The 11,546-nt window shown below is 64.6% G+C and carries 10 protein-coding genes and 1 tRNA gene; 5 read left to right on the forward strand and 6 right to left on the reverse strand.

Annotated features, from left to right (window positions below):
* The coding region (locus ACWIQA_RS03740; RefSeq protein WP_448581727.1) for an OmpA family protein at window positions 1–366 on the forward strand (366 nt) is incomplete at its 5' end.
* Between the two features lie 80 nt (window positions 367–446).
* Here the strand turns inward: ACWIQA_RS03740 and ACWIQA_RS03745 are convergent.
* Window positions 447–1,355, reverse strand: a complete 909-nt coding sequence (locus ACWIQA_RS03745) for an alpha/beta fold hydrolase (RefSeq protein WP_448581728.1) — start codon at window positions 1,353–1,355, stop codon at window positions 447–449.
* Between the two features lie 182 nt (window positions 1,356–1,537).
* On the opposite strand from ACWIQA_RS03745, the gene ACWIQA_RS03750 reads away from it, so the two are divergent.
* Window positions 1,538–2,131: an HD domain-containing protein gene (locus ACWIQA_RS03750; RefSeq protein ID WP_448581729.1), complete on the forward strand. Its 594-nt coding sequence runs from the start codon at window positions 1,538–1,540 to the stop codon at window positions 2,129–2,131.
* An 83-nt stretch (window positions 2,132–2,214) separates the two neighbouring features.
* On the opposite strand, the gene ACWIQA_RS03755 is transcribed toward ACWIQA_RS03750, so the two are convergent.
* From ACWIQA_RS03755 to ACWIQA_RS03770, 4 genes are all read right to left on the reverse strand, one after another.
* The gene (locus tag ACWIQA_RS03755; RefSeq protein WP_448581730.1) at window positions 2,215–5,058 is read right to left on the reverse strand and encodes a M16 family metallopeptidase; all 2,844 of its coding nucleotides are present in this window, start codon (window positions 5,056–5,058) and stop codon (window positions 2,215–2,217) included.
* A 37-nt stretch (window positions 5,059–5,095) separates the two neighbouring features.
* A complete protein-coding gene (locus tag ACWIQA_RS03760) occupies window positions 5,096–5,821 on the reverse strand; it encodes a hypothetical protein (RefSeq protein ID WP_448581731.1) in 726 nt (241 codons plus the stop codon).
* A 4-nt stretch (window positions 5,822–5,825) separates the two neighbouring features.
* Window positions 5,826–7,013 carry a toxic anion resistance protein gene (locus ACWIQA_RS03765; RefSeq protein ID WP_448581732.1) on the reverse strand — a complete coding sequence of 396 codons (1,188 nt, stop codon included), beginning with the start codon at window positions 7,011–7,013 and terminating at the stop codon, window positions 5,826–5,828.
* A gap of 65 nt (window positions 7,014–7,078) precedes the next feature.
* Window positions 7,079–9,259, reverse strand: coding sequence for a DPP IV N-terminal domain-containing protein (locus ACWIQA_RS03770; RefSeq protein ID WP_448581733.1), 2,181 nt, complete (start codon window positions 9,257–9,259; stop codon window positions 7,079–7,081).
* Window positions 9,260–9,331: 72 nt separating this feature from the next.
* Here ACWIQA_RS03770 and ACWIQA_RS03775 point away from each other — a divergent pair, with 72 nt between their 5' ends.
* The 3 genes from ACWIQA_RS03775 to ACWIQA_RS03785 all read left to right on the forward strand — a co-directional run bounded on the left by ACWIQA_RS03775 (window position 9,332) and on the right by ACWIQA_RS03785 (window position 11,194).
* Window positions 9,332–9,910: an SOS response-associated peptidase gene (locus tag ACWIQA_RS03775; protein WP_448581734.1), complete on the forward strand. Its 579-nt coding sequence runs from the start codon at window positions 9,332–9,334 to the stop codon at window positions 9,908–9,910.
* Between the two features lie 33 nt (window positions 9,911–9,943).
* On the forward strand, window positions 9,944–11,062 hold the full coding sequence (locus tag ACWIQA_RS03780; protein ID WP_448581735.1) for a beta-ketoacyl-ACP synthase III: 1,119 nt from the start codon (window positions 9,944–9,946) through the stop codon (window positions 11,060–11,062).
* 45 nt (window positions 11,063–11,107) lie between these two features.
* Window positions 11,108–11,194, forward strand: a tRNA-Leu gene (locus ACWIQA_RS03785).
* Window positions 11,195–11,282: 88 nt separating this feature from the next.
* On the opposite strand, the gene ACWIQA_RS03790 is transcribed toward ACWIQA_RS03785, so the two are convergent.
* The coding region (locus tag ACWIQA_RS03790; RefSeq protein WP_448581736.1) for a GIY-YIG nuclease family protein at window positions 11,283–11,546 on the reverse strand (264 nt) is incomplete at its 5' end.

The raw sequence follows: 11,546 nt of genomic DNA on the forward strand, positions 1-11,546 counted from the left end.
GCATATAGGCCTCCGCCTGCCGTGACGCCGGGGCCCTTCATCGTGTTCTTTGATTGGGACCGCTACGAGATCACGCCGGAAGCTGCGGCCATCCTCGACCGGGCTGCGGAGGCCTATATGCAGACCGGGCAGACCTCGGTCGTGCTTGCGGGCCACACCGACACTTCGGGTTCCGCCTCCTACAACATGGGCCTCTCGCAGCGTCGGGCGGACGCGGTGAAGGCCTACATGGCGGCCAAGGGCATTCCCGAAAGCCAGATGACGACTCAGGCCTTTGGCCAGGAGCGTCTGCGGGTCGAAACTCCCGACAATGTCCGCGAGCCGCAAAACCGTCGTGTCGAAATCACCTTCGGTGGGCGCATGTAAGGTCTGCGGGGCATCGGTCGCGAGGCCCCGGATCTGAAGAGAGGGCCCGGCAGGAACTCTGCCGGGCCTTTCCTTTGCAATCAGGGCTCGGCCTGGCGCGTGGCAAGCGTGCCGGAGACTTCGGGTTTCGGCTTGCGTTGGCGGGCTGACAGGATGATTGCCGTCGTCGCCTCGACAATCGCAGCGGGTGCATCCCGCATCATCATGTGACCGCTTGCAGGCACCACCCGGTGATGTCCTCGTGCGTAGGTCCTGGCCAGTGCGGCCTGCTGCGCAATCCGCCACGCCCCACCGGGGGTCTCAGAGCCTTGCCCTGCGGAGAGGACTTCGACGCGTGCCTGCGATGGCATGGCATCCCGCACCGACGCGGATTTCGGCTGGAACAGATGCTCGAGCTCCGAGACCCGGTGGCTCCATGTCGCAACCGCCTCTTCCGTTGGCCGAACCCGGCAGCGCGTCATCCTTCCCTCGATGGGAAGTGGTTCGCCTGAGGACACTGCCATTTGACAGGCCGTGGCATCAGCGATGAAGGGCGCAAGCCCGTCAGGCGCCATGGCTTCAACCGTCGGGTCGACGAGGACGAGCCCGACCACACGACCGCCAGCGAGCCGCTCGGTGACTTGGGCATAGACTGCCCCGATCGAGTGCCCAACCAGGATCAGTTCATCATCTATCCTGGCCGCCGCGAGCGCGCGCAGGAGATCCTCGGCAACTGCCTGCGGCGTGCGCGGAAGCGGCCCCGGCGGACTTTGCCCCGTGCCTGCCCGATCATAGCTGCAGGTCCGCGTTGCTTGGGCGAGGTCCGCCTGCACTTTGGCCCAGACCAAATGGTCCGCGGCCCAGCCTGCCTCCAGAACGACGGCGGGTGTACCAGCGCCCGCACAGCGCAGGAAAAGGGTTCGACCATCCCCGATTGCCAGCTGCTCCCCGCGACAGCCTGTGGTTGCCAGCAGCATGGCCATGGCCATGGCTGCGAGGACCGTGAGCACGCGCTTCTGCCACGGGACTGGCCGATCGCGCTTTCGCCTGCCCCGCTGCTTGTGCATCTTCGCAAGGCCGACCTTCGTGCCTTCCGCGCCGTGCCGCAGGCCGGTCCCCGCCTCCCCACAAAGCTCGCTGCCGCTTGGCATTCATCCAGCCTGCGCTAAAGTGGAGGGAGAAGGAGGGAGAGATGCAGGACACCCGTGCAACCTTTCGCGCCATGACCGAGGGGACCGCTGAGGACTGGGCCATCATTGCAAGCCATGCGATTCCCTTCAACAAGGCCGGTGGCCAGCGCGTCCTTGACCATCTGCGGCTCCTGAAGGACGACCATGGCGGCTTCCCAGTCGATCGGCTGACGCATTGTCTCCAGACGGCAACGCGCGCCTACCGCGATGGCCGCTCGGAGGAATATGTGGTTATGGCGCTTCTCCATGACATCGGCGATACGCTTGGGGCCTATAACCATCCAGACATTGCCGCTGCCATTCTGAAGCCCTTCGTGTCGGAGGAAACGCACTGGATCTGCGAGAAGCATGGCATCTTCCAGGGCTATTATTTCTTCGATTTTCTTGGCCTTGATCGCAACATGCGGGAGCAGTTCCGCGGCCACCCGCACTTTGAGGCATGCGCTGAATTCTGCGAGAAATATGACCAGAGTGCGTTCGACCCGGACTATGAATCAGCTCCGCTCGAATTCTTTGCGCCCATGGTCATGAAAATGTTCGAAGTGCCCAAGCGCAGCATCTATCTTCGCACCGACGCACCGCTTGCGGCGGAGTAGGCGCGCGCCCTGCGGCCTTTGGAAGGCGCGCCTGCGAAGGCGGCCTTGGTGCCACGCGAGAGCGAGGCTCCCCGGCTCCTTCCTTAGGGGGCTGGCCGAACTTCCACCGGAAGCCCGAGCTTGCGCACTTGCGGTTCGACAAGCTTCGCATCGCCGACGACGACCCATTGCAGCCGGCCAGGATCAATGAGAGATGCAGCCGCACGCGTGACCATCTGTTGGTTCTGGGCGCGATAGCGGGCCGGAAGCCGGACATAGTAATCATCTGGCCGTTCGAGGACGGCGATGGTCTCAAGCGCTCCCAAAACCGAGCTCGACGTCTCGAACTGCCCGGGCAGGGCGTAGATGCTCGCATTGATGGCTCTCTCAAGATTTTCCTGGCGAACTGGCTCGGGGCCGGAGAAGGCCCGCACATTGGCGATGAGTGCAGCAATGGAGTCTCCCGTCCGGTCTTGCTGGACTGGCGCCAGGATCCGGAAAGTCATCTGTCCGACCGCGGGGGCCGCGCTGGAGCGAACGCCATAAGACCAGCCCTTTTCTTCCCTGAGATCCATGTTGAGGCGCGATGTGAAGCTCCCGCCCAGAGTCTCGTTGGCAAGGGCAAGGTCGAGACGGTCGTCTCGCCCAGTCACAGCCAGAGGCTGCCCCGCGACGATGAAGGACTGGGGAGAATTGGGCCGGTCGAGAAGCAGGATCCGGGGTGGCGGCGCCTTTTGCAGCCCGACAGCGCGCTTTGCTCCCGGTGCCATGGCGGGCGGTTGCCAGTCCCCGAAGGCCTGCTCGAGCTGGGGCAGCAGGGCATCGAGCGTGGTGTCGCCGACGACGAGCAGCCGAAGCTTGTCGGGTCGTATCCAGCGCGCATGGGCTTCGAGGAGGTCGTCCCGCGTGGCCGCCTTGAGTCCTTCCATGGTTCCAAGGCCAGAGGCCGGAAGGGCATAGGGGTGATCGGCTCCGAACAGCATCGGCCCCAGTTCGCGCAGCGCAATCCCTGCCGGGCTCGACTGCTCCTGGGCCAGCGCCGCAAGCCGGATGGCGCGGACCCGCTCCACTTCTTGGGCCAGGAACGCCGGGTTCCGGATCACGTCTGCCATCAGCGTCAGCGAAGGCGCAAGATTGGGGGCGAGCGCCGAGAGCATGACGCGCGTCCGGTCTTGGCCGGAACCGAAGCTCAGCTGCGCACCCAGACGCTCCTCCTCTTCGACAATCTGCCGCCCGGATCGAGTGCTCGTGCCCTCGCGCAGAAGGGCGAGCATGAGGCCGTTCGTCCCTGGCCGGTCCATGCGGTCGGCCGCGTTGCCGGCATCGAAGCTTGCCATCACTTCGACCACTGGGATTGCAGTCCGACGTGCGAACATGACGGGGATGCCGTTCGAAAGCTGAGCCCGCTCGATTGCCGGGAATGCAAGACCCTCCTGCCGGCTGACCGGGGGCAGTTTCGACCGGTCAGGCTTGACGTTGCCTGCAGGCTTTGGGGCGGCCTCGGCAGGTGGCGCTCCAGCTTCGCCCACAAGCGCGAGTTCGCGTGCACCCCGCTCCCCGGGGATGGTTGCAAGCCGGAAGCCTGGAGAGGCCAGGTACTTGCGGGAGGCAGAGCGCACGCGCGCCGGCGTTGTTTGCGCCAGCTGCTCCAGCCGCTTGCGGTAGAATTCCGGGTCATTGGCATAGAGCGCACCTTCAGCGAGCGCGACGGCCTTGCCGTCGAACCCCCCGATCTGCTCCAGCCCGCGGATGCGTGCTGCCGCACTGACCGTTGCCACCCGCTTCACTTCATCTGCCGTCGGCCCCCGTGACCGGAAGCTTGCGAGAAGCTCGTCCACGCGCGCTTCAACGAGCTTCGGGTCAACGCCCGGTTTCACATCAACGCTGATCGCCATTATCGATGCCAGCCGGAGGGGCAGAACGGATCCGAAGACGCTGATCGCAAGCTGCCGCTCCCGCACCAGGTCATTGTAGAGCCGTGATGATGGCCCTCCGGCAAGCACTGCGGCTGCAACGGCAAGATCGGTCGAGGCCGGATCAAGGAGGCCCGGCACCGCCCAGGCGAAGGTCAAGCGCGCATTGGGCACCCGATCGCGGATCTGGTCGCGCCCGGAAGAGCCTCTGGGGAGTGGCGCTTGCGGGCGCTCGGGTTCCGGTCCGCGCGGGATGGCGCCGAACCAGCGTGTGACCTTCTCCCTCGCGGTTGCGACATCGATGTCGCCGGCCAGCACCAGCACAGCGTTATTGGGCCCGTAATGCTGCTGGAACCAGGTCCGCACATCCTCGAGAGTGGCCGCGTCGAGGTCCGCCATCGAGCCGATCGTGGGGTGGCGATAGGGGTGACCCTCCGGGAACAAGCCCTGGCCAAGGGCGTAGAAGGTCAAGCCATGGGGCTGATTGTCGCCCTGCCGCTTCTCGTTCTGGACCACGCCCCGCTGGTTGTCGAGCTTGGCCTGCGTGACGGCAGGCAAGAGATTGCCCATCCGGTCGGCCTCGAGAAAGAGGGCGAGATCGAGCGCGCCGGTTGGCACATTCTGAAAATAGTTGGTCCGATCGTAGGATGTTGTCCCGTTGTAGTCAGTGGCTCCAACATCCTCGAGCGGCTCAAAGAACTCGCCATCATAGCCGCCTGAGCCATTGAACATCAGATGCTCGAAGAGGTGGGCAAAGCCCGTCTTGCCCTTGGGTTCGTCTGCCGAGCCAACGCCATACCATACCGAGACTGCGACCATGGGGGTTTTGCGGTCGGTGTGCACGATGACCCGCAGCCCATTGGGCAGCGTGAACTGCTCATAGGGAATGACAACCCGGCCTACGAGCTCAGCAAGCGGTGCAGCGGCTGACGTGGCCGTCACTGCCGGCCTGGTGCGGGCCTCGCCGGGGCCAGCGCTCACGAGGCCAAGACAGAGGAGGGTGGCGATCGTGGTCCGCAGAAACTGTCCCGACATCTAGGGCCTCCGGAGCTGTGACGGCGAGTGGCGTTAGCTAGTCTTCCAGCCGGCGACCACTTCGATAGCGGCTTTCAAGGAAACGCCCCTCGATTTCAAGGGCATCGAGCTGTTCGGAGGCGAGCCGGAGGTTCAGCCGCTCGAGTTCCTCGCCCACCACGCGCAGCCCGTCGGTCAATTGCCGGTTGGCCTCCCGGTCACGGCTGCGCACCCGCACTGGCACTGCCTCGTAGCTTTCGACCAGGCGCGGCAGGTGCTCGGCCATCAACCGGCGCGCGTCTTGGGCTTCCGGGCTTCCGGAAGGAAGCTTGGCAAGCTGTGGCGCAAGGGTATCGAGCTGCAGCAGGATACGATCGACCTCGGCTTTGGCCGGGGCCGGGAGGGCCGGCCGCTTGGAATCGAGCCACTCCTCAACCCGGGGCGGAAGCGCGGGCAGGGCCGTTCGCGCCAGCGCGATCTCGTCTTCGACACGCGTGCGGGGCCAGCGGGCGAGCACCAGCGCCACGAGCAGCATGAGCAAGGGCACGACGACGACGAAGCCGAAGACGCCAAGCGGCATCACCGTCTGCGAGAAGATGAGCGAACCGAGTGCGACGGCGAACATGCCAGCGACAACGCGCACAAACCGCTTCACAAGATTCCTGGCCTTGCGCTTCAGCCGCAGGGTGCGGGCCTGCTGCACCTCGGGGGATTCGCGCAGCCGCTCGAGCAGCAGCTCGGCCTTCATAATCACGTCCCGGCTGTCGGGACGCCTCGTGGCCACGGCCTCAGCCCTGCAGCGGCTCGAAGGGCGAGTCGGCACCCTGGGCTGCCCCCTCGGCCCGGGCGATATAGCCGCGCGACTTCTCCACTTCGTCAGACAGGGCGTCCACCGTCTGCTTCATCGACGTAAGCGCCTGGGTCTTGAACTGGTCGATCGAGTCCATGGTTGCATAAATGTTGGCAAAGGCCTGCTTCAGCGTCTCCAAAGGAACGGTGGCAGAAGCGGCTTGCTTGTGGATCTCGCCCGTCTGGTTGCGGAGCATCGTGCCGGTTGCCTCGATGACATTGGCCGTCGTCGTGTTGAGGGCCGTGATCTGGTCGAGGACGAGCTTCTGGTTGGTGAGCGCCTGTGCAACGGTGACAGCGGTCCGCAGTGCTGCAACCGTGGTCGTCGACGCGCGGTCCACGCCTTTTACCAGTTCCTGGTTGTTCTTCTTGACGAGATCAAGGGCCAGATAACCCTGCACGGAGACGGCCATTTGGGTCAGAAGATCGGTTGTCCGCTGGCGGGTGTAGAACAGCGCTGTCTCGCGGATGGCGCGCGCCTTGGCAGGGTCAGTTGCTTCAAGCTCGATTGCCTTTGCCTCGAGCTTGGCATCGAGCGTCTTTGAGACATGGATCATCTGCTCAAGCTTGCCCATGGCTTCCCAGAGCTTGCGCCGTTCGACATCGATTGCGGCATTGTCGCGCAGCAGCTCGTCTTTGCCGCCTGCCAGCCGGTCGAGAATGGTGGCGATATGGCTTTGGGCAGACTTGTAGCTATCGAAATAGGCGCGTGCCTTGCTGCCGAGCGGGATGATCCCGAACAGCTTGCGCGGCGCAAGAAGCGAACCCCGCTTGGAGGGATCGAGATCCTCGACCGTGCGCCGGAGCTCGGTCAAGTCTGCTCCGATCCGGCTCTCCTTGTCCATTGCCCGGACTGGCCGGTCAAGGAAGCGGTTCGACTGCCCAGCTGCCTCGGCAATCTGGGCCCGGCCGAGTGCCGCGAGCGCATCCACGCGCTTGCCGAACTCGGGGCTGTTGGCGTCTTGTGCGACCAGGTCAGCGATGAATGCTTCGACCTTCTCATCAAGCTTCGACTTCTCGGCTTCCGAGAGCGGCACAAGGCCGGAAGCCTTTTCTGGCACGACCGTCTGAACGGGAGGGGGCGCCTCGAGCGTCAGCTTCTCTGCTGTCTCAGTCTGTGTTGCCATGCTCTACTCCCCTGGCCAGAGGCTCTCCATTTGGGCCAAATCGCAGCCGGTGCAAGGGCGAGGCATCATGTCCGGCCTCGAGGCACTCCGACGGTGCGGTCGAGAAAGGCGATGATGGTCTTCCACAAGTGGGTCGCAAGCGCAGGTTCGCGAATAGAGTGTGCCTGGCCAGGATAGACCATGGTTTCAAACGGCCGGCCTGCCTTTTGCAGCGCTGCCATCATTTTTGCTGAGTGGTCGAAGACGACATTGTCGTCGGCGAGCCCGTGAAGGAGAAGCAGCGGCCGCATCAGCCGGGCTGCATCGACGGTCACGTCGGCTGCTCGATATGGCGCATCGTCCACGGCCGGATTGCCGAGATAGCGTTCGGTATAATGGGTGTCATAGAGCCGCCAGTCCGTAACTGGCGCACCCGCGACCCCCGCAGCGAAGGCCTCTGGCGCCTTCGTCAACAGCCGCAGCGCCATGTAGCCCCCATAGGACCAGCCATAGACTGCCACCCGGTCCGGATCGACAAACGGCTGCGATTTCAGGAAGGCAAGTGCCTGGAGCTGGTCTTCCACCTCAACTCCTCCAAGGGCCCGGTAGAGCGGTGCCTCGAACTTGACGCCGCGGTTGCTGCTGCCGCGGTTGTCGAGCACGAAGACAACATAGCCGCGGCGGACGAGATGCTGGTGCACGAGGCTGCCCCATGCACGGCGCACCCGCTGCACGCCGGGCCCGCCATAGACTTCGAAGACGACGGGTGCGCGCGCGCCTTCGGCAAGCCCCGGGGGAACCAGCATCATCCAGTGCATGTCCTGGCCGTCGGCGGCCTTCAGCGTCCCGAACCGGGGCAGGACATGGTTTGCAGCAAAAGGCGCGTAAGGAGTCTCTTCCAGCCGGTTTTCACTGATGTACCGCAGCCTCGCCCCGTCGCGCCCCACCAGCATCACCTGCGGCGGCTGGGCCGGCGACGACCAGGTGACGAGCGCCACCTTGCCTGCCTTGTCCATGACGGCTTCGGCCCAGCCTCCTGCCGGGCTCAGCCTGACCGGTGCTCCCCGGCCGTCGAGCCGGACCTTGTAGAGCCCCTTCTCAAGTGGGGATTCGACGAAGCCCGTGAAAAAGACGAGGCCGTCTTCTTCGTCGAGTGCGACCACTTGGTCCACGAGAACATGCGGCCTGGTGATTGGCTGCATCCCTCTGCCATCCCACAGCATCAGCTGCGAGATGCCGCGGCGCTCGCTGGTCCACAGGAACCGCCTGCCGTCTGCCAAGGGCGTCAGATTGTCGTGCAGGTTGATCCACGTCTTCGAACGCTCCGCAAACAGCAGCCGCGACTGCCCCGTGGATGCGTCGACTTCGAGCACATGAAGCCGCTTCTGGTCGCGTGATTGCCGCTGCACCAGCAGCCGGTCAGCCGAAAGCCAGTCCACGCGGGCCAGGTAGATGTCCGGGTCGGGGCCGAGATCAACCGCAACGGGCGCGCTGCCATCGACGTTGCGAATCTCGAGGCTGACGACAGCATTGGGGGTGCCGGCAAAAGGATAGCGCTGGGTGCTGACCCGCGTTCCCTCCGAGCCGATCGCAGCCCGGACGGCGGTCTGGACGTTGGTCTCATCCACCCTCGTCACGGCCAGCCGGCGCGAGTCTGGGGCCCACCACTGCCCCGTCATCCGCTTCATTTCCTCCTGTGCCACGAATTCGGCCTGGCCGTAGGTGACAGCCCCCGCGCCCTCGGTTGTGAGCGGGCGTTCGACTCCAGCCTCGAGATCAAACAGCCACAGGTTCGCCCCGCGCACGAACGAGACGAAACGCCCGTCGGGGGAGAGTAGCGCATCCACTTCGCTTTCAGCCGATTGCGTCAAGCGCCGCGCAGGCCCTGCAAGCGGCTGCAACCAGAGGTCGCCATCGACTGGCACGAGGAAAGCCTTTGCATCGGCAGTCCAGCGATACTCGACAATGCCGCGCGCGCTGGCGATCCGCGCCCGTTCGCGCCGCTGGAGTTCCGCCTCGGTCAGCGCGCCGCCTGCCATGGCAAGGCTGTCGGCGGCCAGGCGCGCCTCGCCTCCCATGACCGGCTCGACCCAAAGGTCCGAGCGCAGCGCATCGTCGGCGCGCGGCTTCAGGTAGGCGACGTGGCGCCCGTCTGGCGAGAGCGTCAGCGCCTGCGGCACGAGGCCGGAAAGCGGCGGGCTTGCAAACACCCGCTCGATCGGAAGATCTGCTGCCCCTGCTGCTGCTGCCATCAGGGCTGCCGTCATTGCGCCAAGCAACTGCCGCATCGCAGGCCTTTCCGCTTGCTCGGGCCCCAAGCCCCGGGCCATTTTTCGCGCATGTGCAACCTCTATCGCCTGACCACAACCACGGATGCGATCCGGGACCTGTTCCGCGCGCTCGAAGGCGAATCCCCCAACCTGCCGCCGCTTGGCGAACATTATCCGGACCGGCCCGCGCCGGTCATTGTTGCCACGCCCACTGGCCGGGCGCTTGCGCGCATGACCTGGGGAATCCCGCCGCCTCCCGGGGTTGCGAGGCCCATCACCAACATCCGCAATCTGGCAAGCCCCTTCTGGCAGCCGCTTCTCGCCAAAGAGCACCGTTGCCTCGTGCCAGCAAGCGCCTTTGCCGAATGGAGCGCCACCCCTGATCCGGCCACGGCGCGCAAGAGGAAGCACTGGTTTGCGCTGCGCTCTGCGCCACTGTTCGCCTTTGCCGGCGTCTTCGGCCCTTCCCAGACCGGCCCGCGCTTCGCCTTTTTGACCTGCGCGCCCAATGCCGCTGTCGCTGCCGTCCACCCCAAGGCCATGCCCGTTGTGCTCACTGGTGCGCTTGCTGATCGCTGGCTTGCTGGTGCTGATGCGCGTCTGCTGCAGCAGCCGTGGCCGGACGAAGACATGATGACGGCGCTGTGACAGCCGCCTAAGGCGGTGGAAAAGGAGCGTGCCGTGACCCCCGTTTTGTCTGCAACTGGCCTCTTTACGCCGGCCGAAAGCATTTCCAACGCCGAGCTGGTTAAATGCTTCAACACCTGGGTTGCGGGATGGAACGCGCGCCACGCGGATGCAATTGCTGCTGGCGCTGTTGCCCCGCTCCAGCCCTCCTCGGTGGAGTTCATCGAGAAGGCAAGCGGCATAAAGAGCCGCTATGTGCTTTCGAAGACGGCCATCCTTGATCCTGAGATCATGGCGCCACGAATTCCCGAACGGCCGAACGAGGAGATCTCGATCCTCGCCGAAATCGCGGTCGCTGCGGCAACGGATGCCCTGGGGCGCGCCGGCCGCACTGGCCGAGACCTCGATGCTGTCATCTGCGCCTGCTCCAACCTCCAGCGGCCCTACCCGGCCATTGCCATTGAAGTGCAGGATGCACTCGGCGCTAAGGGCTTTGCCTTTGACATGAATGTTGCCTGCTCCTCCGCGACCTTCGGGATCCAGACTGCAGCCGACATGGTGCGCAGCGGCTCGGCGCGCTGCGTGCTCATCGTCAATCCCGAAATCTGCTCGGGCCACCTCAACTGGCGGGATCGCGACAGCCACTTCATCTTCGGCGATGTGGCAACCGCCATCCTTGTCGAAGACAGGGCGCAGGCGAAGGCTGCGCACTGGGAAATCCTTGGCACCCGCCTCCTGACGCGCTTCTCGAACAATATCCGCAACAATTTCGGCTTCCTCAATCGCGCCGCACCCGAGGGCATCGGCCAGCCGGACAAGCTGTTCGTCCAGGAAGGCCGCAAGGTGTTCCGGGATGTTGTGCCCATGGTCTCTGACCTCATTCTCGGCCACCTCGCTGACCTCGGGATCTCCCGGACAAGCTTGCGACGGCTGTGGCTTCACCAAGCCAATGCCAACATGAACCGACTCATTGCCGAGCGGGTGCTCGGGCGTGAGGCAAGCGACGACGAAAGCCCGACCGTCCTCGACCGCTATGCGAACACATCCTCGGCAGGCTCCATCATCGCCTTCCACCTGCATCATGAGGATCTCGCGGCAGGCGACCTCGGGCTCCTGTGCTCCTTCGGTGCCGGCTATTCCGCCGGCTCGGTCCTCCTCCGACGCAAGGCTTGAACTGCCGCCAGCGCGCTGCTAGGCGCGCCGGGCTCTCGTGGGCGTGCGGTCGTGGCGGAACTGGTAGACGCGCAGCGTTGAGGTCGCTGTGGCCGAAAGGCCGTGGAAGTTCGAGTCTTCTCGACCGCACCAATTATCTGCTGTAAGTCTCTGAAATTTTTGAATATTTCGATTTTTTCTTTTGATCCTTCCCACATGTCTCCCAACACTCGGGGTCTCGTCACACTGAGCCGAGGTCCACGATTCCCAGGCCGGGATCGAAGTAGCAGCGCGTGATTGACCCGTCCTGGATTCGCCGCACGACCTCGCTCAGTTGATCAGGGGTCACATAGAACCATTCGCGCGGCCGAACTGGCTTGCCGAACCGGTCGACGATCTCGATGTCCACACGGGCCGGATCGAAGAAGCGATGCAGCAACCGCTCCAGGTGCACGCGATTCACATTGTAGAGGGTGAAGCTCGTCACGATCCGCGCGGGCGCCAG

The sequence above is a fragment of the Thermaurantiacus sp. genome, from assembly GCF_053487655.1.